The sequence below is a fragment of the Actinomadura meyerae genome (genome assembly GCF_900188445.1).
GTDB classification, from domain to species: Bacteria; Actinomycetota; Actinomycetes; order Streptosporangiales; family Streptosporangiaceae; genus Spirillospora; species Spirillospora meyerae.
Genome location: NZ_FZOR01000005.1, coordinates 106,930 through 131,101, shown reverse-complemented (window position 1 = coordinate 131,101; position 24,172 = coordinate 106,930). Strand labels below are relative to the sequence as shown.

At 71.9% G+C, this 24,172-nt stretch carries 17 protein-coding genes and 1 pseudogene; 12 read left to right on the top strand and 6 right to left on the bottom strand.

Features of this window, described 5'->3' with window-relative positions:
- The first annotated feature begins 32 nt into the window (after positions 1-32).
- From CHF16_RS07585 to CHF16_RS07540, 10 genes are all read left to right on the top strand, one after another.
- Positions 33-2,534 carry an excinuclease ABC subunit UvrA gene (locus tag CHF16_RS07585; RefSeq protein WP_089325194.1) on the top strand — a complete coding sequence of 834 codons (2,502 nt, stop codon included), beginning with the start codon at positions 33-35 and terminating at the stop codon, positions 2,532-2,534.
- Positions 2,535-2,744: 210 nt separating this feature from the next.
- The gene (locus CHF16_RS07580) at positions 2,745-5,507 is read left to right on the top strand and encodes an ATP-binding protein (RefSeq protein WP_089325348.1); all 2,763 of its coding nucleotides are present in this window, start codon (positions 2,745-2,747) and stop codon (positions 5,505-5,507) included.
- A 40-nt stretch (positions 5,508-5,547) separates the two neighbouring features.
- Positions 5,548-6,438: a polysaccharide deacetylase family protein gene (locus CHF16_RS07575; RefSeq protein ID WP_089325193.1), complete on the top strand. Its 891-nt coding sequence runs from the start codon at positions 5,548-5,550 to the stop codon at positions 6,436-6,438.
- Between the two features lie 111 nt (positions 6,439-6,549).
- A complete protein-coding gene (locus tag CHF16_RS07570) occupies positions 6,550-7,086 on the top strand; it encodes an NADPH-dependent FMN reductase (protein ID WP_089325192.1) in 537 nt (178 codons plus the stop codon).
- 260 nt (positions 7,087-7,346) lie between these two features.
- Positions 7,347-8,174 carry an ABC transporter permease gene (locus tag CHF16_RS07565; protein ID WP_089325191.1) on the top strand — a complete coding sequence of 276 codons (828 nt, stop codon included), beginning with the start codon at positions 7,347-7,349 and terminating at the stop codon, positions 8,172-8,174.
- Complete coding sequence (locus tag CHF16_RS07560; RefSeq protein ID WP_089325190.1) at positions 8,147-8,956, top strand: ABC transporter ATP-binding protein; 810 nt, start codon at positions 8,147-8,149, stop codon at positions 8,954-8,956. The genes CHF16_RS07565 and CHF16_RS07560 overlap by 28 nt, the downstream gene beginning before the upstream one ends.
- Entirely contained in the window at positions 8,953-9,939 is a 987-nt protein-coding gene (locus tag CHF16_RS07555; RefSeq protein ID WP_089325189.1) for an ABC transporter substrate-binding protein, read from the top strand. The genes CHF16_RS07560 and CHF16_RS07555 overlap by 4 nt, the downstream gene beginning before the upstream one ends.
- A 5-nt stretch (positions 9,940-9,944) precedes the next feature.
- Positions 9,945-11,102: an LLM class flavin-dependent oxidoreductase gene (locus CHF16_RS07550; protein ID WP_089325347.1), complete on the top strand. Its 1,158-nt coding sequence runs from the start codon at positions 9,945-9,947 to the stop codon at positions 11,100-11,102.
- 183 nt (positions 11,103-11,285) lie between these two features.
- The gene (locus CHF16_RS07545) at positions 11,286-11,876 is read left to right on the top strand and encodes a hypothetical protein (protein ID WP_089325188.1); all 591 of its coding nucleotides are present in this window, start codon (positions 11,286-11,288) and stop codon (positions 11,874-11,876) included.
- Between the two features lie 167 nt (positions 11,877-12,043).
- Positions 12,044-15,094, top strand: a complete 3,051-nt coding sequence (locus CHF16_RS07540) for an AAA family ATPase (RefSeq protein ID WP_089325187.1) — start codon at positions 12,044-12,046, stop codon at positions 15,092-15,094.
- Positions 15,095-15,174: 80 nt separating this feature from the next.
- On the opposite strand, the gene CHF16_RS07535 is transcribed toward CHF16_RS07540, so the two are convergent.
- A complete protein-coding gene (locus CHF16_RS07535; protein WP_089325186.1) occupies positions 15,175-15,642 on the bottom strand; it encodes a hypothetical protein in 468 nt (155 codons plus the stop codon).
- 516 nt (positions 15,643-16,158) lie between these two features.
- Here CHF16_RS07535 and CHF16_RS07525 point away from each other — a divergent pair.
- The gene (locus tag CHF16_RS07525; RefSeq protein ID WP_089325185.1) at positions 16,159-16,911 is read left to right on the top strand and encodes a hypothetical protein; all 753 of its coding nucleotides are present in this window, start codon (positions 16,159-16,161) and stop codon (positions 16,909-16,911) included.
- A 40-nt stretch (positions 16,912-16,951) separates the two neighbouring features.
- Here CHF16_RS07525 and dnaE read toward each other — a convergent pair whose 3' ends face one another.
- Positions 16,952-20,548 carry a DNA polymerase III subunit alpha gene (gene dnaE, locus CHF16_RS07520; RefSeq protein WP_089325184.1) on the bottom strand — a complete coding sequence of 1,199 codons (3,597 nt, stop codon included), beginning with the start codon at positions 20,546-20,548 and terminating at the stop codon, positions 16,952-16,954.
- 90 nt (positions 20,549-20,638) lie between these two features.
- Between dnaE and CHF16_RS07515 the strand changes: the two genes are divergently transcribed.
- Positions 20,639-21,589 carry a LysR family transcriptional regulator gene (locus CHF16_RS07515; RefSeq protein WP_089325183.1) on the top strand — a complete coding sequence of 317 codons (951 nt, stop codon included), beginning with the start codon at positions 20,639-20,641 and terminating at the stop codon, positions 21,587-21,589.
- A gap of 111 nt (positions 21,590-21,700) precedes the next feature.
- Here the strand turns inward: CHF16_RS07515 and CHF16_RS41275 are convergent, their stop codons facing one another.
- The 4 genes and pseudogenes from CHF16_RS41275 to CHF16_RS07500 form a co-directional block, all read right to left on the bottom strand.
- The gene (locus CHF16_RS41275; protein WP_245868279.1) at positions 21,701-21,994 is read right to left on the bottom strand and encodes an SDR family oxidoreductase; all 294 of its coding nucleotides are present in this window, start codon (positions 21,992-21,994) and stop codon (positions 21,701-21,703) included.
- 127 nt (positions 21,995-22,121) lie between these two features.
- Positions 22,122-22,481 (bottom strand): annotated as a pseudogene (locus tag CHF16_RS42150) (SDR family NAD(P)-dependent oxidoreductase); the annotation flags it as partial.
- 206 nt (positions 22,482-22,687) lie between these two features.
- The gene (locus tag CHF16_RS07505) at positions 22,688-23,488 is read right to left on the bottom strand and encodes an SDR family NAD(P)-dependent oxidoreductase (protein WP_089325182.1); all 801 of its coding nucleotides are present in this window, start codon (positions 23,486-23,488) and stop codon (positions 22,688-22,690) included.
- Positions 23,485-24,105, bottom strand: a complete 621-nt coding sequence (locus CHF16_RS07500) for a hypothetical protein (RefSeq protein ID WP_089325181.1) — start codon at positions 24,103-24,105, stop codon at positions 23,485-23,487. Before CHF16_RS07500 ends, CHF16_RS07505 begins: the two co-directional genes overlap by 4 nt.
- Positions 24,106-24,172 lie beyond the last annotated feature (67 nt).

Here is a 24,172-nt window from a genome sequence, read left to right as displayed (position 1 = left end):
CGCTGAACACCGCCCGGGGGGAGCATGCGGCGATGAGGTCCGCTCAGCCCGACCAGCTCATGGTGCGCGGCGCGCGCGTGCACAACCTGCGGAGCATCGACGTCGATGTGCCGTTGCGCTCCCTGGTCGGGGTCGCGGGCGTGTCCGGGTCGGGGAAATCGTCACTGGCCCTGGGGGTGCTGTACGCCGAGGGCTCCCGCCGCTACATCGAGGCACTGTCGACCTACACGCGACGCAGGATGGCCCAGGCGCCACGGGCGGCCGTCGACTCGGTGGAGCACGTCCCTGCTGCCCTGGCACTGCGGCAGCGTCCCGGTGTGCCCGGTGTGCGGTCCACGTTCGGCACCTCCAGCGAACTGCTGAACGTGCTGCGGCTGATGTTCTCGCGGCTGTCGTCCCATGTGTGTCCCAACGGGCATCGGGTCCCGCCGACGATCGATGTGGCGGCCGAGGTGCCGTTCACCTGTCCCGTCTGCGGTGAGCGGGTGCGCCCGCCGGGTGCGGAGGACCTGTCGTTCAACTCCACCGGCGCCTGCCCCCGCTGCCAGGGCATCGGCGTGGTGCGCACGGTGGACGACGCGACACTCGTCCCGGACCCGTCCAAGACGCTGGACGGCGGTGCGGTCGCTCCCTGGCAGATGTTCGGGTTCAACGTGCAGCCCGACATCGCCCGCGAGTTCGGCGTGCGCACCGACGTGCCCTGGAGCGAGCTGACCGACGCCGAGCGGGAGATCGTGCTGAACGGTCCGGAGGAGCGCAAGCACATCACCGTCACCAGCAAGAAGGGGATCCACGAGCTCGACTTCACCTTCCGCAACGCGCGGCTGACGGTGACGGAGGAACTGAAGCGCGCCGACACCGACAAGCGGCTGGCCAGGGTCAGCCGCTTCCTGCGCGAGGGCACCTGCCCGGACTGCGGCGGCACCCGCCTCAGCCCCGCCGCGCGGGCGCCGCGGATCGGTGACCGGAACCTGGCCGACGTCACCGCGATGACCCTGGACGACGTCCTGGCCTGGGCGCCCGGCATCGCGCAGACCCTCCCCGCCGACATGCGGGAGATGGCCGACTCGCTGGCCGGCACCCTGCTCGACATGGGGCGGCGCCTCATCGAGCTGGGCCTCGGGTACCTCACCCTGGACCGGGCGGGGTCGACGCTGTCCACCGGAGAGCGGCAGCGTGCCCAGCTCGCGCGGGCCGTCCGCAATCGCACCACCGGCGTCCTCTACGTCCTGGACGAGCCGTCCATCGGCCTGCACCCGGCCAACGTCGACGGGCTGCTGGGCGTGATGCGCGACCTGCTGGCCGACGGCAACTCGGTCGTCTTCGTCGACCACGACGTGCAGATCCTGCGGGAGGCGGACTGGCTGATCGAGATCGGCCCCGGCTCGGGCGACGACGGCGGCACCGTCATCGCCGAGGGCGGCCCCGGCGACCTCGCCGCCGCGCCGCGCTCGCTGCTCGCCGGCTTCCTCACGGGCGAGGAGCCGGTGGTCGTCCGCGCCTGCGCCGAGCCGGACGCGGTGTTCGGCGAGGGGGCGGTCCGCCTCAAGACCGAGGCCGTCCACACCGTCCACCCGCTGGAGGTCGAGTTCCCCCTCGGCCGGCTGACCGCCGTCACCGGCGTCTCCGGTTCGGGCAAGACCACGCTCGTCCTCGAATGCCTGGTCCCGGCCCTGGAGGCACGGGCGCGGTCGGCGGCGGTGCCGGCGCACGTGCGCGACCTGGAGGCACCCGAGGGCATCAAGGTCCACGTCGTGGACGCGACCCCGATCGGCATCAACGTCCGCTCCACGGTGGCCACCTACTCCGGCGTCATGGACGAGTTGCGCAAGGCTTACGCCGAGACCTCGGAGGCCCGCCGCGACGGGTTGACGGCCTCCGATTTCTCCTACAACACCGGCTCGCTGGCCTGCCCGCGCTGCACGGGCACCGGGGAGATCTCCCTGGACGTCCAGTTCTTGCCGGATGTGGACATCGTCTGCCCGGAGTGCGGCGGAAGCCGCTTCGCTCCCCGCGCGGACGCCTACCGGCGCAACGGCGTCTCCCTGCCCGCCCTGCTCGGGTGCACCATCCGCGAAGCCCTCACCAACACCGGCGACCTGCGGCGGGTCCACAAGCGCCTGGCGGCATTGGACGAACTGGGGCTGGGATACCTCACCCTCGGCGAGGCCACTCCGGCCCTGTCCGGCGGGGAGGCCCAGCGGCTGAAGCTGGTGAGCCAGATGCACCGGGACCAGACCGACGCCGTGTTCGTCCTCGACGAGCCGAGCGTGGGCCTGCACCCGCTGGACGTGCGCACCCTGCTGACCGTCCTGCAGCGGCTGGCCGACCGCGGCGCCACCGTCATCGTGATCGAACACGACCTCGACCTGATCGCCAACGCCGACTACGTGATCGACCTCGGGCCCGGTGGAGGCGAGGCGGGTGGCGAGATCGTCGCCACCGGGACCCCGGCCCAGGTCTCCCGCGACCCCGCGTCCATCACCGGCCAGTACCTCGCTCGGCACCTGCGCGGCGACGACCAGGGCGACTAGGGCTATGGCCGGGACACCCGCTCCCGTCGGCAGCGGCTCCGCCGCCATCCGGCTGTGGAACGCGGCCGGAATGTCTATATCGCTACAGTTACGACGTTACCGGGCGAGCATTGCTCGAGGTCAGGCGGAAGCGACATTCCGACAAAGCGCCCGATAGCTGCTGATTTGGCTGCGCCGCGGGGTCGGTGCTGAAACGGGAGCATGACGGGCATGGAGCCGCTATCTGGGCGTACGCCGCTGCTGGACCGGCAGCACGAGCGCGCCGAGCTGGATGGCCTGCTGAGGGATGTGCGCTCCGGACGCGGGCGGGCGCTGGTGCTCCGCGGCGAGGCCGGCGTGGGCAAGTCGGCCCTGCTGCGGCACACGGTCGGGCGGGCGGCCGACATGCGGGTGGTCCGCACCGTGGGCACGGAATCGGAGATGGAGCTGGCGTTCGCCGGCCTGCATCTCCTGCTCGCGCCGCTGCTGGACCGGATCGGGAAGCTGCCCGGCCCGCAGCGCGACGCGCTGGAGATCGCGTTCGGGATGCGCAAGGGCGAGGCGCCCGACCGGTTCATGATCGGGCTGGCGGTGCTGAACCTGCTGGCGGAGGCGGCGGAGGAGCGCGCCCTGCTCTGCGTCGTCGATGACGCGCAGTGGCTGGACCAGTCGTCGGCGCAGGTGCTGGCGTTCGTCGCCCGGCGGCTGCTGGCCGAGCCGGTCGGGCTGATCTTCGCGGCGCGCGAGCCGGGCCGGCAGCTGCACGGGCTGGTCGACCTGGAGGTGCGCGGTCTGGCCAAGCAGGACGCGCAGGCGCTGCTGCGCACCGTGGTCCGGTTCCCGCTGGACGAGCGCATCAAGGAGCGGATCCTCGCCGAGACGAACGGGAACCCGCTGGCGCTGCTGGAGCTGCCGCGCGGGCTGGGCCCCGCGCAGCTCGCGGGCGGGTTCGGGCTGGTCGGGGCGCAGGCCGTCCCGGCGCGGGTGGAGGAGGGCTTCCGCCGGCGGCTGGCGGAGCTGCCGGCCGAGGCCCGGTCGTTCATGCTGGTCGCGGCGGCGGAGCCGACCGGCGACCCGGTGCTGATCCGGCGCGCGGCGGGGCGGCTCGGCGTGCCGGGTTCCGCGGTGGAGCCCGCGGAGGACGACGGCCTGCTGGAGGTCGGGACGTGGCTGCGGTTCCGGCATCCGCTGGTGCGGTCGGCGGTGTACTCGGCCGCGTCGCCGGCGGAGCGGCGCGCGGCGCACGGCGCGCTGGCCGAGGCGACCGACCCCGCGTCGGATCCCGAGCGCCGGGCCTGGCACCGCGCGCACGCGGCGGTGGGGTTCGACGAGGCCGTGGCGGGCGAGCTGGAGCGGCTGGCCGACCGGGCCCAGGTGCGCGGCGGCATCGCCGCGGCGGCGGCCTTCCTGAGGCGCGCGACCGAGCTGACGCCCGATCCGGCCCGGCGCGGGACGCGGGCGATGGCCGCGGCCCGGGCCGCCTTCGACGCCGGCGCCCCGGACATGGCGCTGGAGCTGCTCGTCTCGGCGGAGCGGGGGCCGCTGACCGAGGTCCAGAGCGGACGGGTCGCGTGGCTGCGGGCGCAGATCATCCTCGCGCGCAAGCGCGGCGGCGAGGCCCTGGAGCCGCTGCTGGAGGCGGCCGGCCGGCTGGCCCGCGTCGACGCGGGCCTGGCCCGCGAGGCGTACATCGACGCGATCGGCTCGGCCGTCTTCGCGGGCAAGCTGGGCGCGCCCGGGCTCGTCCGGACGGTGGCCGAGGCGGCGCGCACCGCGCCCGCGGGGCCGCTGCCGGCGCGGCCGGTCGACGCGCTGCTCGACGCGCTGGCCGGACGGTTCTGCGACGGCTTCGGCGAGGGGGCGCCGGAGTTGCGGCGCGTCCTGCGGGAGTTCCGCCGGGAGGCCCGCGGCAACCCGAACGAGAACATGCGCTGGCTCTGGCTGACGTTCCTCGTCGCGGCGGACCTGTGGGACGACCGGACCCTGCACGAGCTGGCCGACCACGCGCTCCGGGCGGCGCGCGACATCGGCGCGCTCCATTTCCTCCCGCAGGCCCTCACCTACCGCGCCGCCGTCCACGTCTACGCCGGGCAGTTCGACGCGGCGGCCACGCTGATCGAGGAGTCCGACGCGATCCTGAAGGTGACCGGCAACTCCTACTTCGGCTTCGCCGTCAACCTGCTCCGGAGCTGGCGCGGCGAGGGCGACGTGGCGGCGGAGCTGGAGGCCGCCGCCGAAGCGGCGCGGAGCTGGGGCGAGGGACGGGCGATCAGCCAGTGCCGCTACATGGCCGCCCTGGTGTACAACGCCCTCGGCCGGTACCAGGAAGCCCTGGACTTCGCTGAGCAGGCGTGCGCGCACGACGATCTGGGGGTCACCGGCTTCGCGCTCGTCGAGCTGGCCGAGGCGGCCGCCTACAGCAAGACCCCCGAGGCGGCCGAGGCGGCGCTGCGGCAGCTTGAGGAACGCACCACCGCCAGCGGGACGGACCTGGCCCTCGGGATTCTCGCCCGATCCAAGGCGATGTTCGCCGAGGGCGAGGCCGCCGACCTGCTGTACCGGGAGGCCATCGAGTGCCTGCGGCGCACCCGGGCCGACGTCTACCTCGCCCGCACCCATCTGGTGTACGGCGAGTGGCTGCGCCGCGAGAAGCGGCGCACCGACGCGCGCGAGCAGCTCCGCACCGCCCACGAGATGCTGCAGAACTTCGGCGCCACCGCGTTCGCGAGCCGCGCCCAGCGCGAGCTCCTCGCGACCGGCGAGACCGTCCGCAAGCGCGCGGCCGCCGCGCCCGGCGGCAGCCTCACCCCCCAGGAGGGGCAGATCGCCCGGCTGGCCAGGGCGGGCTTCTCGAACCCGGAGATCGGTGCCAGGCTCTTCCTCAGCCCGCGCACCGTCGAGTACCACCTGAGCAAGGTGTTCACCAAGCTCGGCATCACGTCCCGCCAGCAGCTCGCGGAGGCGCTGCCCGACCTGGACCACGACCGCGTATGAGCCGCCCCGCCGCCAGTTACTCCAGAACGGAGCACCTCCCGTGACCGAACAGCAGCCCTGGCAGTGGGACGAGCAGACCTGGCGCGGCCACGTGGCACGGGTCCGCGCCGGGCGTTCCCTGCACCCCGACTCCTGGCCGGGCGGCGCGCGCGTCGCGGTCGCGCTGTCCTTTGACTGCGACCACGAGACGATCGCCCTGCGCGTCGGCGAGACCGCGCCGGGCAAGCTCGCGCAGGGCGAGTACGGCTCCCGCGTCGGCTCTCCCCGGGTGCTCCGCCTCCTGGAGCGCTTCGGCATCCCGGCCTCGTTCTTCATCCCGGCGGTCTCGGCACTGCTGCACCCCGAGGAGGTGCGCGACTACGTCGCCGCGGGCCACGAGGTCGCCATGCACGGCTGGATCCACGAGAGCAACATGACGCTGGACCCGGCCGACGAGCGCGAACTCGCCCTGCGCGCCGCCGACACCCTGGAGAAGCTGGCGGGTACCCGCCCGGTCGGCATCCGCACCCCGGCGTGGGACTTCTCCGACCACACCCTGGCCATCACGCGCGAGCTGGGCCTGCGCTACGACTCCTCCCTCATGGCCGACGACGAGCCGTACGAGCTGCTGGCCGACGGCGAGCCGACCGGCGTCGTGGAGATCCCGGTCGAGTGGATCCGGGACGACGTGCCGTACCTGCTGCAGGAGTTCGACGGCACGCTGCGGCCGACGACGCCGCCGCGGGAGGCGGCCGGGATCTGGCGCGACGAGTTCGACGCCGCGCTGGAGGAGGGCGGGCTGTTCCAGCTCACCATGCACCCGCAGGTCATCGGCCACCGGTCGCGCATGACCGCGCTGCGCGAGCTGCTGGAGCACATCGACGCGCAGCAGGGCGTCTGGTACGCCACCCACGCCCAGATCGCCGAGTACGTCCTGGATCGAGCGCGGTGACGAAATACATGGATTTCCGGTTGACTAAGTAGGGAATGCCGCTCATGCTGATCGCATGTACTCCGGGCTTTCTCCACGGACGCGGCCGCAGCTGACCGACGGGGCGGGCCGGTGACGCGGCCGGCCGCGCGCGTCGTCACGCTCGTCGGCAACCCCCGGCCGCGGTCGCGCACCCGCGCGGTCGCGGCCCTGGCCGCCGAGGCCGTCGCCGGACGCATCGGCGCGGCCGACCAAGAGATCATCGACCTCTCGGCGCTGGCGGTGGGGCTGGTCTCGGCCTCGCCTCCCGCCGCGGTCGAAAAGGCGCAGCAGGCGGTCCTCGACGCCGACGTGCTCGTGGTGGCGAGCCCGACCTACAAGGGCACCTACACCGGGCTGCTGAAGCTCTTCCTCGACCGCCTGCCCGGTGGGGCGCTGGCCTCGGCCGCGGCGCTGCCGCTGCTGGTGATGGGTGACGCCCGGCACGCGCTGGCCGTCGAGGTGCATCTGCGCCCGGTGCTGGTGGAACTGGGGGCGTTCGTCCCGACGCCCGGGGCGGTGCTGCTGGAGGCGGAGATCGACCGGGCGGGCGAGATCCTGGACGGCTGGGCCGGCCGGGTCGCGCCCCAGGTGGCCGCCGTCCTCGGGGGCCGGAGCACCGTCGCGTGAACCGTCCCGCCGCCGGACGTCCCCCGGCCAAATCCATGTATTTCCTATTGACTTACTAGGAATTCTCGTTCAGAGTGACTGCCGTGAGTCCCCTCGTCCCCCTCGTCGCCCGCCTGCACGTCGATCTCCGGCTGCAGGCGAGCGCCCTGTGTCCGCGCTGACGACGCGATCCGGCGAGGCCGGGGCGCACCGCCCCGCCCGCTTGCTCGCCGACCGACCCTGTCCGCCGACCGGCTTCTCACGAAGGGGCTTGGAGTCCCATGTCCACATCCTCCGTCGATCTCGCGCGCCCGGCGGCACGGGCGCGCCCCAAACTTCCCTCCCTGCCGCGGCCCCGCGTCGGGCTGCGCGCCCTCAGCCCGCTGGCGCTGCTGATCCTCTGGCAGGCTGCGAGCAGCGCGGGCGTCCTGCCCGAGCGGCTGCTTGCCTCACCGGCGACCGTCGCCTCCACGGCGATCACCCTGACCCGCGAGGGGACGCTCGGCGAGGCCGCCGCGATCTCCCTGCAGCGGGCCGTCATCGGCTTCCTCATCGGAGCGGCCGCCGGCCTCGTCCTCGCCCTGCTGGCCGGGCTCAGCCGCCTCGGCGAGAGCATCGTCGACCCGCCGATGCAGATGCTGCGCGCGCTCCCGCTGTTCGGCCTGATCCCGCTGTTCATCCTCTGGTTCGGGATCGGGGAGACTCCCAAGGTCGTCCTGGTGGCCTTCGGCGTGTTCTTCCCGATCTACCTCAACACCTACTCGGGCATCCGCGGGGTGGACGCCGGGCTCGCCGAGGTCGGCCAGGTCCTGCGGCTCGGCCGGACCGCGCTGATCAGGCACATCGTCCTGCCCGGCGCGCTGCCGCAGACGCTGGTCGGGCTGCGGCAGAGCCTCGGCACCGCCTGGCTGGCCCTGATCGTGGCCGAGCAGATCAACGCGAGCTCCGGCCTCGGCTTCATGATCAACGACGCGCGCGAGTTCCTGCGCATCGACATCGTCGTGGTCGGCCTGCTCGTCTACGCGATCCTCGGCCTCGCCACCGACGCGCTGGTGCGCCTGCTGGAAAGGAGGGCGCTGTCATGGCGACGCGGACTGCTCGGGACGTGACCGCCGCCGGCACCGGCGAGCGGCCCACCGGCACAACGGACCCCGGGCCCACCGGCGCGGCGGACCCGGAGCCCACCGGCCCGGTCGTCCGGATCCGGGGCCTGGCCAAGCGGTTCGGGCCCCGCACCGTCCTCGACGGCGTGGACCTGGACATCGAGCGCGGGGAGTTCGTCGCCCTGCTCGGCCGCAGCGGCTCGGGCAAGTCCACGCTGCTGCGCGTCCTCGCCGGGCTCGACCGCGACGCCACCGGCGACCTGCACGTGGACGGCACGGTGGCCGTGGCCTTCCAGGAACCGCGCCTGATCCCGTGGAAGCGCGTCCTGGCCAACGTCACGCTCGGGCTCCGGACCCGCGACCCGGTCGCCGCCGCCGAGCAGGCGCTGGAGGAGGTCGGCCTGACCGACCGCCGCGACGTGTGGCCGCTCACCCTCTCCGGAGGGGAGGCCCAGCGGGTGTCCCTCGCCCGCGCCCTGGTCCGCAACCCCGGCCTGCTGCTGCTCGACGAGCCGTTCAGCGCGCTGGACGCGCTGACGCGCATCAACATCCACCGGCTCGTGCTCGACCTGTGGGCCCGGCACCGTCCCGGCGTCCTGCTGGTCACCCACGACGTGGACGAGGCGCTGCTGCTCGCCGACCGCGTGCTGGTGCTGGACGAAGGCCGCATCGCGCACCAGTCGGCGGTCGACCTGCCCCGCCCCCGGCGCCGCGACCACGGCGAACTCCTCGAACTGCGCTCCACCCTCCTCGCCCGGCTGGGCGTCACCACTGAAGGAACGACATGACCAGACGGCATGCCGCCGTGCTCCTGCTGGCCGCGCTCCTCGTGGCGGCCACCTCCTGCTCCTCCGGCGACGAGGGCACCGAATCGGGGGAGGTGGTGCTGCGCGTCGGCGACCAGAAGGGCGCCAGCCTGCAGGAGATGCTCGGCGCCGCGGGCCAGCTCGACGGCCTCACCTACAAGATCAAGTGGTCGCTGTTCACGTCCGGCCCGCCGATCCTCGAAGGCGTCAACGCCGGGGCCGTCGACTTCGGCTCCGTCGGCAACACCCCGCCGGTGTTCGCGGCGGCGTCCAAGGCCCGGATCGTCATCGTCGGCGCCACCGAGTCCCGCCTGACGGGGCAGGCGATCGTCGTGCCCAAGGACTCGCCGCTGCGCTCGCCGGCCGAGCTCAAGGGCAAGAAGGTCGCGGTCGCCAAGGGCAGCTCGGCCAACTACCACCTGCTGTCGGTGCTCAAGAAGAACGGGCTCGGGTTCGACGACATCCAGCCGCAGTACCTCCAGCCCGCCGACGCGCTCACCGCCCTCACCGGCGGACGCGTGGACGCGTGGGCCACCTGGGAGCCCTACACCGCCCAGGCCGAATTGGAGAACGGCGCCCGCATCCTGGCCGACGGCCGCGGCTACACCAACGGCTACGGCTTCCAGGTCACGTCGAAGAACACCCTCAAGGACAAGCGGCGCACCGCCGCGCTCAAGGACTTCCTCGCCCGCTACCAGCGCGCGATCCAGTGGTCCAACACCCACCCGGATCAATGGGCCGCCATCTGGGCGAAGCAGACCCGGCTGGCCGAGCCGGTCGCCCGGCGCGCCGTCGACCGCCGGCTCGCCGACATCATCCCCATCGACGACCAGGTGATCGCCTCCGAGCAGCAGATCGCCGACTCCTTCTCCGGCGTCGGCCTGATCCCCGGCAAGGTCACGATCGCCGACTTCTTCGACCGGCGCTTCAACGACCTCGCCGCGGCGGCACAGGAAGGGAAGTGAACACGATGACCCTGCGATTCCACTGGTTCCTGCCCACCACCGGCGACGGCCGGACCCTCGTCGGCGGAGGCCACAGCGTCCCCAAGGGCGTGGGCGTCCCCGCCGAGCAGGCCGGCACCGCCGACCGCTTCCGCGCCCCCGACATCGACTACCTCGCCCAAATCGCCCGCACCGCCGAGCACCTCGGGTTCGAGGCCGTCCTCACCCCCACGGGCACCTGGTGCGAGGACGCCTGGCTGGTGACCGCGGCGCTCATCCGCGAGACCCGCCGGCTGAAGTTCCTGGTCGCCTTCCGCCCCGGCCTGATCTCGCCCACCCTCGCCGCCCAGATGGCCGCGACCTACCAGCGCATCTCCGGCGGACGGCTCGCGCTCAACGTGGTCACCGGAGGCGAGGCGGCCGAGCAGCGCCGATTCGGCGACCACCTCGACCACGACGAACGCTACGCCCGCACCGGGGAGTTCCTGTCCGTCGTGCGGGGCGCCTGGGGAGCGGAGCCCTTCGACTACGACGGCGAGCACTACCAGGTGGAGGGCGCCACCGTCCGCCAGCCGCCCGACCCCGTCCCGCCGATCTACTTCGGCGGCTCGTCGGCCGCAGCGGGCCCGGTCGCGGCCCGCCACTCCGACGTCTACCTCACCTGGGGCGAGCCGCCGGACCAGGTCGCCGCCAAGATCGCCCACATCCGGGAGCTGGCCGAGCGGGAGGGCCGCACGCTCCGGTTCGGCATCCGGCTGCACACCCTCAGCCGCGACACCCCGGAGCGGGCCTGGCGCGAGGCCGGACGCCTGCTGGAGAGCCTCGACCCCGCGTCCGTCGCCAAGGCGCAGCAGGCCCTGGCCGCCAGCGAATCGGTCGGTCAGCGGCGCATGCGCGCCCTGCACGAGCGGTACCGGGACGGCGGCGGCACGGACCCCCGCGAGCTGGAGATCTACCCCAACCTGTGGGCGGGCGTCGGCCTGGTGCGCGGCGGCGCCGGAACGGCCCTGGTCGGCAGCCACACCGAGGTCGCCGACCGCATCGAGGAGTACGCCTCCCTCGGCATCGAGGAGTTCATCCTCTCCGGCTACCCGCACATCGAGGAGGCCTACTGGTTCGGCGAGGGCGTCCTCCCCGAACTCCGCCGCCGAGGCGTGACCCCCCACCTACGAGCCACCGCCTGACCCGAGGGCCGGCGACCCACCCCCGGAGCCGATCTGAGAACGCGTGAGAAAGCCCGTCCGGCCAACGGAACCGGACGGGCTTTCCACGTCTCGACCTCCCTGCTCGCAGGCTTCAGCTAGCTTCGGCGGGCAGGGCAGGCCGTGAGGATGTGGCCATTAGCCGTGGGAGGTCACAATCGTTCGATGGACGTGCCCGACCTCCTGCGCCGTGCGACTGAGCTCATTCCGGCGGACGCAAGGAGCGACGCGGGCCTCGGCGCCGACGACGTACGGGACTACCTCGGCCATGACGAGTGGGAGGTCGCCCTGGGCGTACTCGAGGACTTCGACGGCATCCGGTGGCAGTCGGCCCAGTACTGGGACCTGCTCATCGACGCGGCTCAGCAGTTGTGGCTGCAAAGCGACGTCGCCTGGCTCCGCTGGCGACGGTCCGAGACGCTGAACGGCCTGATCAGAGCGCACCTGCGGCTGCTTCCCCCGGACGAGGGCGGACGCAGCCTTCCCGTCCCGAGCGATGGACGGCTCCGGCCTTTGTGGTCCATCGGCCGGACGGCCCCCGAGGGACACGATGACCTGAGCGTCGCCGCCATCCGCGTCGAGTCGGCGCCCGAGATCCCGCCAGGCGGATCCGGCGCGATCAGGCTGCTCCCGCTCACGCCGCTCCACTGGTGCCATCTCGCACCGGGTGACGTCATCACCATGCACGAGGGGCGGCCAATGCGCGGAGCCGCGACGATCATACAAATCCAATTTCCGCAAAGCGGCGTGGAGTAGCGGCTGACATTTTCGGGGCCGATGCGGACGTTATTTCTTGGGCATTTCGGTGTCCTCGGTCCCATCTGGCGCCCGTCCGGTGTGGCCGGGCTGCGGACCGGAATTGGCCAAGGTAGTGCCCGGGTGCGTCGCGGAGTTCGGGCGGGCCCGAGTGGTAGCATCCACGCGTGCATGGGGGTTTGTACCGTTTCGACGGATTCGAGCTCGACACCTCCCTTTGTGAATTACGGCTCGCGGGAAAACGCATCCCGGTCGAGCCGAGGGCGCTCGACGTCCTCCACCACCTGATCGAGCACCGCGACCGGGTCGTGTCCAAGGAGGAGCTCCTCGACGCGGTGTGGGGCGACCGCTTCGTGAGCGAGGCGGCGGTCACCACGGCGCTCCGGACGGCCCGCATGGCGATCGGCGACACCGGCAGGCAGCAGCGGCTGATCCGCACGGTGTTCCGGCGCGGCTACCAGTTCGTCGGGACGGTCGAGCAGGCGCCGGCCGCGGACGGCCCGGGAACCCGGCGCGACGTCCCCCTGCCCGCCAGGCTGGCGGCGTCCTCGGGCTTGGGGTTCGCGGGCCGAGACCATGAGCGTGTGGTGCTCGCCGACGCCTGGAAGGATGTCCTCGCCTCGGGCAGGCGCCGGGTGGTTCTGGTGAGCGGAGAGGCCGGGATCGGCAAGACGACGCTGTGCTCGGTGTTCGCGGCGGCGAAGCACCACGAGGCGGTGGTGCTGTACGGGCGTTGCGACGAGGAGCTGTCCATCCCGTACCAGCCCTGGCGGGAGGTGCTGACGAGCCTCGACCACCATGCCCCCGACGTCTTCGCCGGACGCCGCGAAGCGCTCGCGCCGCTGCTGGGCGGGACGGGCGCGGCCGACCTCGAATCGGACTCCGCACGCTTCGCGGTCTACAGCTCGGTCGTCGACGTGCTCGGTGCGGTCTCGGTGCGCGGTGGACCGGCGCTCGTCGTCCTCGACGACCTGCATTGGGCGGACGTGCAGACGCTCGCTCTCGCGCGCCACCTCGTCGGGCGGGCGCTGACGACGCCGGTGCTGGTGATCGGGACGTTCCGGGAGTCCGACTTCGACGCCTCGCATCCGCTGGCCGCGCTGCTGGCCGCGACCCATCGCGAACCGGGCGTCACCCGGCTGGCGTTACGCGGTCTCGACGACGGCGAGGTGCTCGACCTCCTGGAGTCCGTCGCGGGCCACGAGATGGACCGCGATGGACTCGCCTTACGGGACATGCTGCGGGCCGAGACCGAGGGCAACCCGTTCTTCGTCACCGAGATCCTCCGCCACCTCGCCGAGACCGGAGCCGTCGCCAAGCGGGACGACGGCCGCTGGACGGCTCCGGACCACCTGCGCTCCCGCGGGCTCCCCGTCAGCGTGCGCGAGGTCGTGGTCCGCCGCGTCGAGCGCCTCGGGCCGAAGACCCGCGAGGCACTCGACACTGCGTCGGTCATCGGCCGGGACTTCGAGCTCGACCTGCTCGCCGCCCTGCTCGGCGAGGACCCCGCCCGGACGTTCGAACGCCTCGCACCCGCCGTCGACAACGCGCTCGTCACCGACACCGCCGGACGGTTCGCGTTCACGCACGCCATCGTCGCCCACACCCTGTACGCGGAGCTGAGCCCCACCGCGCGGGCGATCTCCCACCAGGCGGTCGCCACGGCGCTGGAGCGGCGGAACGACGGCGACACGGACGAGCGGGCCGGCGAGATCGCCCACCACTGGATCCACGCGCTCGCCCCCCACAACCGCGCCAAGGCCGCCGAGTACGCGCGGCGAGCGGGCGACTATGCCTTGGCCCACCTCGCGCCCGACGAAGCGGTCACCTGGTACGGCCAAGCCCTCGAACTCCTGCCCGGCGGAGACGTGACGCAGCGCTGCGAGACCCTGGTCGGTCTCGGCACCGCGCAACGCCAGGCCGGTGACCCCGCACATCGCGGAACGCTTCTCGAAGCAGGCCGCCTCGCCATCGGCCTCGGGCACGACGACCTCCTCGTCCGCGCGGCGCTCGCCAACAACCGCGGCGACGTCAGCCAGTTCGCGATGATCGACGAGGAGCGGGTCGAGATCCTGCGCCGCGCGATCGCGACACGGCCCCGGGTATCGGACGGTGCGCTCCTCCACGCGATCCTCGCCATCGAGCTTCACGGCGCCCCGGACGAGCAGGTCGAAGAGGCCGCCTCGCGTGCGCTGGCACTCGCCCGCGAGGCCGGTGACGATCGCGTCATCGCGCGTGCGGCGCGCCTCGCGGAGAGTGCGCTGCGCATCCCGGACGCGCTGGAACGCCGTGTCGTCCTGCTGCACGAGGGCGTCGCCGCCGCGGAACGCACCGGCGACGCCCAGTTGCGCGGCATGCTCTCGATGTCCTACGAGGAGATCGCGCTGGAACGCGGCGACCGCGACGCGATGAACCGGGAGAAGCGCATCCGGGACTCGTTCGCCCGGCGCAGCCCGGAACCGTACGTCCGCTGGACCAACGAGCAGACGCGCTCGATCCACTTCTTCCTGGACGGCGATCTGGACGGAGCCGAGGCCGCCGCCCACGCCGCGCTCGACATCGGGGTCGCGACCGGGCAGCCCGAGGCGTTCTTCGGCTACGCCGGCCAGCTCTTCCAGATCCGCCGAGCGCAGGACCGCCTCGCCGAAGTCGCCGAGCCGATCGAGCAGATCCATGAAGAGAACCCCTCGTTGGAGGTCTTCAGGGCCGGACTCGCCTACGTGTGGTGCGAACTCGGCCGCGAATCGGAGGCACGGGCGCTCGCCGAGCACCTCGACGTCTCGTCCGGCGGCGCGCCCCAGTTCTGGTCGACGACCCTGATGCTGTGGGCGGAGGTCTGCCATGCGCTCGCCCTTCCCGGCTCCGCGTCCCGGCTCGTGCCGGTCCTCGGCCGCTGGCGGGGCCAGGTCGCCAGCACGGGAGCGACCACCGAGGGGGCGATCGCGTACGGGCTCGGTCTCGCGCTCGCGACCGTCGGCCGCGTCGAGGACGCGGCCGACGCCTACGACCTCGCACTCACCGTCAACCACCGCCTGTGGGCACCCCTGTTCGTCGCCCGCACCCGGCTCGCCCATGCCGAACTGCTCGCCGAAGCCGAAGCCGAAGCCGAACCCGACCGGGCGCGTTCTCTCGCCACAGAAGCGAAGACGACCGCCGCTCAGTTCGGCTTCGCACACATCGGTCGCCGCACCGAGCAACTCCTCGAACGCCTCTCCTGAATCAGGTGACCGCCGGTGGGGAGCCTCCGCGCGGGCGGCCCACCGGCGGTCACCTCCGGCCGAGGCGGTCCGCCGGTCGGCTAGCCGAAGTGGATGTCGCAGTCGACCCTGCCGAAGGTGGGGTTGATGATCGAGGTGTAGTTGGCGGCGAGGTCCGCGTTGGTGCCGGACACGTTGAACGTGTGGCTCTGCCTGGTCCTGATCTTGACGGTGTTGGTCCTGACACTGGTCGCGGTGCTCGTCGAGCCGATCGTCACGGTGACGACGCACGTCCAGTGGACGTTCCGGAAGGCGGGGCGCCCGTTGCGGGTCTGCGAGTAGATGTTCCACGTCCCGTCCGGCCAGATGGACAGCTTCACCGGGCCGGAGACGTTGGCGTTGCTCTCGTTGCCGAGGAACTCGACGTGGTCGGGGAACACGGCCGCCTGCAGGGTGGCGGCCCCGGCCGGAACCGCCCCGGCGATCAGGCCGGCGGCCGCGATCCCCGCCGCCCCGAAGGCGGTGATGGTGCGTGCCGTGCGCTTGCGGTGAACGGTGCTCTGCTGCATGGTGACGCCCTTCGTCGCGTCTGGCTGATCAGGGGCGTTGCGCCGGATCGGCGCCCCCCGTGCGATCCCGAGTCTCGGACGCCCGGACCATTCGACGCTTGAGGACGGTCTGCGGACCTTCTGAGGAGACTCTGAGGCCGTCCAACGGCCACCGAGGGCTCCGGCGGATTTACATGCATTTTCGACGCTTCGAAGATGATGTTGACCAGTACGATGAGCGTCCGGCCGCATGCGAAGAGTACGGGGGCGTCGATGAGCGCTGGGCAGGGGCCGTGGGGGCCCTATGGCGGTGGGCATCAACCGTACGGGCCGCCCCCGCCGCCGCCGAGCCGGGGAATGCCGCCACCACCCCCCGGGCGGTCTCCGTACCCGGGCCCGCCGCATCCGGGGCCGCCGTACCCGGGCCCGCCGCATCCGGGCCCGCCGTACCCGGGCCCGCCTTTCCGCGGCCCCCAGCCGGGCTGGGGCCCGCCGCCCCCGCCCCCGCCTCCGCACCGGCCGGGGTGGATCTGGCGGGTGCTGCGGCTGGCCAACCCGTTCGTGGCCGTGCATCAGGTGTGCAGGCCGTCGCGGCAGGGCCGGGTGGACGACCCGCTCGTCCGGAAGATCCAGTTCATCCGCGCGGTGGTCGGTCTCATCGCGGCGGCATGGGTCATGACGTCGTACCGCCTCGTCGCGGACGCCGGGTCCCTGGCGCACGACCGGGCCAACCAGATGGCGACGTCCGCCGTGGTCCTGCCGGCCGCGTTCCCGGTCGTCGTCGGCGCGTTCATCGCCGCCAGCCGTGCGCACAACCGGCGCATGTACTTCCTGCGGTCGCTGAAGCCGCTCGGGTCGCTGCTCGCCATCGCGGGCGGGGTCCTCTACTTTGTCCTGCTGGCCGACGGCGTCCTTACCGGCGGCCCCATCGAGGACCCGCCCGAGAACCCGACGACGTCCGACTACGTGATGCTCATGTATCTCGTCTCCCTCTGCGTGCTGGCGCTGTGGGTGTTCTTCTTCGTGTGCTACGGCGTCATCATCTCGCTGGTGCACATCGCCCGTACCGCCGATATCCACGAGGTCCTGCCCCCCATCATCGCGACCGTCCTGGTCTGGGTCCTCGCGGTCATGGACCTGTTCTCCAACGACTACGAGGGCGCCCCCATGGCGGTGCGGTTCGCGATCATCCTCGGCGGCCCGCTGTCGGTCACGGCGGTGAGCCTCTGGGAGTTGCGCCGCCTCAAGTCCCGCCACGGCCTGACCCTGCGCCAGGCCCTCGGCCGCTGACTCCCGTCCGCGAATACGAAAGGACGACTGCCGGAGGGGTTCACGCAATGCCCTGCCAGGCGTCGGCTCCGAAGGTGCCTTTGATCTCGGAGGCGATGGTTGTGGGGTCGACGGTCGCCTCAAGGGCGAAGATGGTCGTCTTGCGAGGGCCGCGGACGCTGAGATGGACGGGGCTGTCCCCGGGGTGGGCGGCGAGGATGTGCTTGAGTTCCCTGACGGCCTGCTCGGTGACGCGGTGCAGGGGGAGCACGAGTTCCACGGGCGGAACGGCGCCGTTCGCGGCCGCGGAAACGTCGAGGACGGAGACTTCGCGGCCGAACAGCTGCACCGTTCCGTCCCGGTCTTCGAGCTTGCCCTGGACGGAGATCACGTTGTCCTCGGCCAGCGCGTGCCGGACGAGCAGGTAGGCGGCCGGGAAGAAGAGGACCTCGATGGAGGCGTCGCGGTCCGCGAGGTTCACGATGGCCCAGTGCTTCCCCTGCTTGGTCATCTTGTGCTGGACGCCCGTGATCAGACCGGAGAGCCGCACGTCGCCGGTGGTGCGGCCGGAGGCGAGCAGGTCGGCGACGGAGCAGTCCCGGGCCCGGGAGAGGACGTGCTCGGCGCCGTCCAGCGGGTGCGCCGAGACGTAGAGCCCGAGCATCTCGCGCTCGGTCGCGAGGAGTTCCCTTCGCGGCCATTCCGTTTCGTCGATGGGGAAGTCGAGGCCGGCGACCGGTTCACCGCCCGCCGTGCCGGTGAGGCTCGCGAAGAGGTCGTCCTGCCCGAAGCTCGCCGCTTTCTTCACGGGGACGGCCGCGTCGATGGCGGCCTCGTGAACGGCGGAGAGGCCCTTGCGGGAATGGCCCAGGGAGTCGAAGGCGCCGGCCCTGATCAGCGAGTCCACGGCCCGCTTGTTGAGGCCGGGCAGGGCGACCTTGTCGAGGAAGTCGGAGAAGGAGGTGAACTCTCCCTTCCGGCGGCGCGCGTTGGCGATGGCGTCGATGACGTTGTCGCCGACGTTGCGGACGGACCGCAGCCCGAACCGCACGTCATCGCCGACGGCGGTGAATTCGGCGACCGACTCGTTCACATCGGGCTGGAGGACCCGGACGCCGTTCTTCCGGGCGTCGGCGAGGTAGACCGCGGCCTTGTCCTTGTCGTCGCCGACGGAGGTGAGGAGGGCGGCCATGTACTCGGCGGGGTAATTGGCCTTCAGGTAGGCGGTCCAGTACGAGACCAGGCCGTATCCGGCGGTGTGGGATTTGTTGAACGCGTACCCGGAGAAGGGGAGCATGACGTCCCACAGGGCTTTGATGGCCTCCTCGCCGTAGCCGTTGGCGCGCATGCCGCCGTGGAACTTCTCCCACTCCGCGGCCAGGACCTCCGGTTTCTTCTTCCCCATCGCGCGGCGCAGCAGGTCCGCGCCTCCGAGGGTGTATCCGGCGAGTTCCCGGGCGATGGCCATGATCTGCTCCTGATAGACGAGCAGGTGGAAGGTGTTGCCGAGGATCGGTTCCAGCGCGTCCCGCAGTTCCGGGTGGATCGGGGTGATCTCCTGGCGGCCGGTCTTGCGGAACGCGTAGTTGGTGTGGGCGTTCGCCGCCATGGGGCCGGGCCGGTAGAGGGCGTTGACCGCGGCGATGTCCTCGAAGCGGGTCGGTTCCATCTGCCTGAGCAGGACCCGCATGCCGCCGCCGTCGAGCTGGAAGACGCCGAAGGTGTTGCCCTCGGCGAGCAGCCGGTACGTCTTGGCGTCGTCCAGCGGGATCACGTGCGTGGACGGGTCCCCGTCCAGCGGATCCACCGTGGCCAGGCTGACGCCCCGGTTGCGGCGGACGTTCTCGATCGCCTGGTCGATCACCCCGAGGTTGCGCAGCCCCAGGAAGTCCATCTTGATCAGGCCCATGGCCTCGCAGGACGGGTAGTCGAAGCCGGTGATCTTCACGCCGTCCGAGGCCCGCATGTGCAGCGGGATCCGGTCGGTGAGCCGGGTCTTGGAGAGGATCACCGCCGCCGCGTGGACGCCGGTGCCCCGGGTGAGCCCCTCGACCCCGCGGGCGGTGTCGATGACCCTCTTCACGTCGGGGTCGTCCTCGTACATCCGGCGGATCTCGGCGGCCTCGCCGTACCGCTCGTGGGACGGGTCGAAGATCGCGGCCAGCGGCGCGGGCCTGCCGTTCTGGTCCGGCGGCAGCGCCTTGGTGATCCGCTCCCCGTGGCTGTAGGGGTAGCCGAGGATGCGCGACGAGTCCTTGATCGCGTTCTTGGCCTTGATCGTGCCGAACGTGTTCACCATGGCGGTGTACTCGGCACCGTACTTCTCGGTGACGTACTGGACCATCCGGTCCCGCTGCCGGTCGTCGAAGTCGAGGTCGACGTCCGGCGGGTTGATGCGCTCGGGGTTGAGGAACCGCTCGAACAGCAGGCCGTGCTCCAGGGGGCACAGCTCGGTGATGCGGGTCGCGTAGGCGACGATCGAGCCGGTGCACGAGCCCCGGCCGGGACCGAGCGGGATCCGGTTGGTCCGGGCGTGGCGGCAGATGTCGGCGACGACGAGGAAGTAGGAGCTGAACCCCATGGGGCCGATGACGGACATCTCGGTCTCGAACCGTTCGAGGACGTGCGCGGGGACCGGGTCGCCGTAGCGCATCGCCAGCCCCTTGAGGGCCTCCTTGCGCAGCCACGACTCCTGGGTCTCGCCTTCCGGCACGTCGGGGAACCGCGGCATCTCGTCGACGTAGTCGAAGACCTCGTCGTAGGGTTCGACGCGCTCGGCGACCAGCAGGGTGTTGTCGCAGGCCTCCGGGAGATCGGAGAACAGCCCGCGCATCTCGGCGGCGCTCTTGAGGTAGTAGCCGGAGCCGCTGAAACGGAAGCGGCCCGGATCGTCCTTGTTCTTGCCGACGCCGATGCAGAGCAGGCTGTCATGCGCGTCGGCCTGGTCCTGGGTGACGTAGTGGGCGTCGTTGGTGGCCAGGAGCGGGATGCACAGGTCGCGGGCGAGCCGCAGCAGGCCGTCGCGGACGTCGCGCTCGATGTCCAGGCCGTGGTCCATCAGTTCGAGGAAGTAGTTCTCGCGGCCAAAAATCTCCTGGTAGGCGGCGGCCGCCTCCCTGGCCTCCTCGTACTGGCCGAGGCGCAGCCGGGTCTGGATCTCCCCGGAGGGGCAGCCGGTGGTGGCGATGATGCCGCCGGGCCGCTCGGCGATCAGCTCCCGGTCCATCCGGGGCTTCCCGGCCGGGAACTGGCCCTCGTAACTGGCCTGGGTGCTGAGCCAGAACAGGTTGCGCAGACCTCCCGCGTCGCGCGCCCACATCGTCATGTGCGTGAAGCGCCCGCCGCCCGAGACGTCCTTGGACCCCTCGCCGTCCTCGCTCATGGCACGCCGCCCGCCCGGCCCCCAGAACTCCTGCTTCCGCGAGAACCGCGACGAGGGCGCCACGTACGCCTCGATGCCGATGATCGGGGTGATGCCGTCGAAACCCTTCGCGACCTGCGCGAACTCGTACGCCCCGAACATGTTGCCGTGGTCGCTCATGGCGATGGCGGGCATCTCCAGCCGGGCGACCTCGGCGAACATGGGCTTGAGCTTCTGCGCGCCGTCGAGCATCGAGTACTCGGTGTGGTTGTGCAGATGGACGAAGGACTCCGGCATGGCGGCCATGAAAGCCAGCGCAAACGAAGCGGAGCAAACAACCGACATCCCCATCCCGACAACCCGTGGTTGTACGCCTAGGCTGTGGTTGTGGATCTCAACGCCGTGGCCACCTTCGTCGCCGTCGCGGACGCGGGACAGTTCCAGGAGGCCGCGGCCGAACTCTCAGTGACGCAGCAGGCCGTGTCGAAACGCGTCGCTGCCCTGGAGAACTCCCTGGGCGTGAAGCTCTTCGCGCGCGTGCCCAGCGGGGCGCGCCTCACCATCGACGGGCAGGCGTTCCTGCCGCACGCCAGGGCGCTGCTCGACGCCGCCGAGCGCGCCGCGGCCTCCGTGCGGCCCGGCAGCAGGGCGTTGCGGGTGGACGTCGTCCACCGGCAGGTCGCCACGGCCGGGCTGCTGCGCGCCTTCCACCGGACGCACTCCGACACCGCGCTCGACATCGTCACGCTCCACGCCGGTGCCGAGGCGGTCGAGGCCGTGCGCTCCGGCGCCATCGACGCGACGATCCGCGCCGTCGCCCTCCTCGACCGGCCGCTTCCCGAAGGCGTCGAGTCCGTCCCCGTGCTCGACGAGCCGCTGCACCTGTTCACCGGACCCCGCCACCCCTTCGCCGAGGCCCGCTCGATCACCCCCGCCCAGCTGGCCGGCCACCGCATCTGGATGCCGGGCAACGTTCCCGGCACCGAGTGGACGGCCTACTACGACCTGCTCGCCGCCGAATTCGGATTCACCATCGACACGATCGGTCCCGACTTCGGCATCGAGGCGCTCTTCGACACGATCGCGGGGTCATCGACGGCGGCCACCTTCGTCGGCGAGGAGACACCGCTGGCATGGCCCGCCGGGCACGCCCTGCGCCGCATCCCGCTGGTGGACCCGACTCCCGTCTACCCCGGCGAGCTGGTGTGGCGCACCGACAACGCCCACCCGGCCCTCACCGCACTCCGCGACCACCTCACCGCCCGCTATCCCGGACGACCCGGCAACGGCGTCTGGACCCCGGAACCGACGCGCGCGGCCGATGCGGCGATCCGCTAGGCGCTCGCCGAGGCGCCCGGGGAACCCGCTGACGGCCTGACGGTGGCCCGGCGGTCGGCGCCGGACCACCGCGACGCGATACCGCCATCCGGACGGCCGCGCCGGCCCGGCTCAGGCGGAGCGGTAGCGCGAGGCGAGTTCCGGGCTCTGCGCGCCGAAGGCGGCGAGGTCGGCCTGGAAGACCGCGTCGAGCAGGCTCGCGTCCTCGACGCCCGGGGCGCAGACGGTCTCGCCCAGCTCCAGGCCGCGCAGGCTCGCGGTCACGACGTCGTCGGCGGTCATGCGGGGCACCGCGCTCATGTCGAGGCCCTGGCGCTCGTGGAACTCGGTGGCCACCACGCCGGGGCACACGACCTGGACCCGGACTCCCGTGCCCTCCAGTTCCGCGCTCAGGATCTGGGACATCGCGACGAGGTAGGCCAGGCTTCCGGCCGTACACGGCGCGGCGGGGCATCTGGGAGTGCGGCGCGGGACCGCTGAAGGCGATCATGCCGGAGACGTTGATGATCGTGCCCTCGCCGCGCTCCTGCATGCCCGCGACGGCGGCGCGCATGAGCGTCGTGGGCGCGAGGACCTTCACGCCGACGAGCTCGGCGGCCTTGTCGGCGGGGAGCTCGGCGAGCGGCATGTAGTGGGCGACGCCCGCGTTGTTCACCAGCATGGTCAGCGGCTCGGTCGCGCAGATCCGGGCCACCTCGTCGATGGCGTCGCCGCTGGACAGATCGGCGGCGACGGTCCGTACGCCGACCTCCGGGTGCGCGCCGGCGAACTCGTCCAGCCGCTCCTTGCGCCGGCCCACCAGCACCAGGTCGTAGCCGTCCGCGGCCAGGCGTTCGGCGAAAGCCCTGCCGATGCCGGAAGTGGCACCGGTGACGAGTGCGAGCCTGCTCATCATCGCTCCTTTCCGCTGCCGGCCGCCGCGGCCGGCCCTTCGGAGTTCAGCGAGCGCGGCGGCCGGGATGGCGTCGACGTGGGACGGATGCTCGATGTTGCCGAGGTCCCCATCGTATTCGGCAGGTCAGTCAAGGATTCGGGGCCGACATCAGGGGCAGCTCGCGGCGATCAAGCATGCCGGGTTCTCCGGTATCGAGGTCTCGGTCAGCTGTTCTTGAAGGGGTTGAAGGTGCGTCCGGCGAGGTAGCCCAGGCGGATGGGCAGGGGCTTCATGGCGGCGGCGGAGATCTTGTTGACGAGGCCGGGGACGCACACGGGTTTGCCGTTCTGGACGGCTTTCCAACCTTCGGCCACGACGGCTTCCGGCTGCTGCCACAGGATGCGGGGAAGGCGGTTGGCTTTGTCGCGGGTGCCCATGACGTCGTGGAATTCGGTGTGGGTGAAGCCGGGGCACAGGGCGGTGACGTGGATGCCGTGCGGTTTGAGCTCCATGTCGAGGGCCTGGGAGGTGTTGAGGACGTAGGACTTGATGCCGGTGTAGAGAAGGCTCGCGGCGGGTGGTGCGAACGCGGCGACGGAGGACAGGTTGACGATGCGGCCCCAGCGGCGCTTCTTCATGCCTGGGATGACCAGGTGGGCGAGTTCGGTCTGGGCGGTCACCATCAGCTGGATCTCCCCGGCCAGCGTGTCCCAGGTGGTGTCGGCGAACGCGGACTTGCCCGACAGCCCGGCGTTGTTGATGAGGACGTCGATGTCCAAGCCCTCGGCGTCCGCGTAGTCCATGATCGCGCTGGGGGCGGCCGGGTCGGTGAGGTCGGCGGCGAACACCTCATAGCGCCGCCCATCGTGCTGCCGGGTCAGCTCCGCGGCCAGCTCCTGGAGGCGGTCGGTACGGCGGGCGACCAGCAGGAGCTGGTAGCCGCGGGCGGCCAGGTGGCGGGCGAAGGTCGCGCCGATGCCGGCAGAGGCGCCGGTGATGAGCGCGGTGCGGGGGATGGTGGTCATGTGGGGGTTCCTTCGGTCGCGTGGGTGATGGTGAGGGGGCCGCTGCCGGGGACGGGGCGGCCGGGCAGTTCGCGCGGGCCCGGGGTGAAGCCGCGGCGGGCGGTGCCGATGTCACCGCGGTAGGCGCCGACGGGGCCGGTGAGAAGGAAGGGCAGCGGGATGCGGCGCTGACGTGCGGTGAACCCCCAGGTTCCGATGCCCAGGTAGACGCCGGGTGCGGCGCGGCGGACCTCGTCCACCATGTTGATCGCCCCGCACATCGAGGCGTAGGCGCGGTAGACCAGCGTGTAGGCGGGACGGCCGTCGTAGCGCGACGGCGCGATGAGCGTGTGCATCGGATAGCGCTGTCGGACGCGGCCGAACTGGCGGAAGGTGTTGTAGCCGCGCCCGGTCCGGCCGTCGACGGGCCGGAACGCCTTGCACAACCACGGCGCGAGCGGATTCGACACCGTCGCACGCCCGGTCACCGAGGCGAACACGCCGGGCTGGGCCAGCAGCCGGGCGGTGTACTCCCCGTCCATCTCCTCGATCTCCGGGGCGGGCAGCGTGGCGAAGAACGCCAGCAGCCCGGTCGTGTCCAGCGCGAGCAACCCGGCGGCCGCGTGGTCGGTCTCCATGGGGTCCCACCTCACTTCTTGAATGGCCCTCAAGAAACCTAGCGTCTTCTTGAAGGCCGCTCAAGAT

Bases quoted from the DNA above. Each gene is read 5' to 3' on its own strand.
- CHF16_RS07565 (WP_089325191.1), top strand. From the start codon at position 7,347: ATGTCCACATCCTCCGTCGATCTCGCGCGCCCGGCGGCACGGGCGCGC.
- CHF16_RS07550 (WP_089325347.1), top strand. From the start codon at position 9,945: ATGACCCTGCGATTCCACTGGTTCCTGCCCACCACCGGCGACGGCCGG.
- dnaE (WP_089325184.1), bottom strand. From the start codon at position 20,548: ATGCCGGAGTCCTTCGTCCATCTGCACAACCACACCGAGTACTCGATG.
- CHF16_RS07500 (WP_089325181.1), bottom strand. From the start codon at position 24,105: ATGGAGACCGACCACGCGGCCGCCGGGTTGCTCGCGCTGGACACGACC.
- CHF16_RS41275 (WP_245868279.1), bottom strand. From the start codon at position 21,994: ATGTCCCAGATCCTGAGCGCGGAACTGGAGGGCACGGGAGTCCGGGTC.
- CHF16_RS07505 (WP_089325182.1), bottom strand. From the start codon at position 23,488: ATGACCACCATCCCCCGCACCGCGCTCATCACCGGCGCCTCTGCCGGC.
- CHF16_RS07555 (WP_089325189.1), top strand. From the start codon at position 8,953: ATGACCAGACGGCATGCCGCCGTGCTCCTGCTGGCCGCGCTCCTCGTG.
- CHF16_RS07580 (WP_089325348.1), top strand. From the start codon at position 2,745: ATGGAGCCGCTATCTGGGCGTACGCCGCTGCTGGACCGGCAGCACGAG.
- CHF16_RS07585 (WP_089325194.1), top strand. From the start codon at position 33: ATGAGGTCCGCTCAGCCCGACCAGCTCATGGTGCGCGGCGCGCGCGTG.
- CHF16_RS07535 (WP_089325186.1), bottom strand. From the start codon at position 15,642: ATGCAGCAGAGCACCGTTCACCGCAAGCGCACGGCACGCACCATCACC.
- CHF16_RS07560 (WP_089325190.1), top strand. From the start codon at position 8,147: ATGGCGACGCGGACTGCTCGGGACGTGACCGCCGCCGGCACCGGCGAG.
- CHF16_RS07545 (WP_089325188.1), top strand. From the start codon at position 11,286: ATGGACGTGCCCGACCTCCTGCGCCGTGCGACTGAGCTCATTCCGGCG.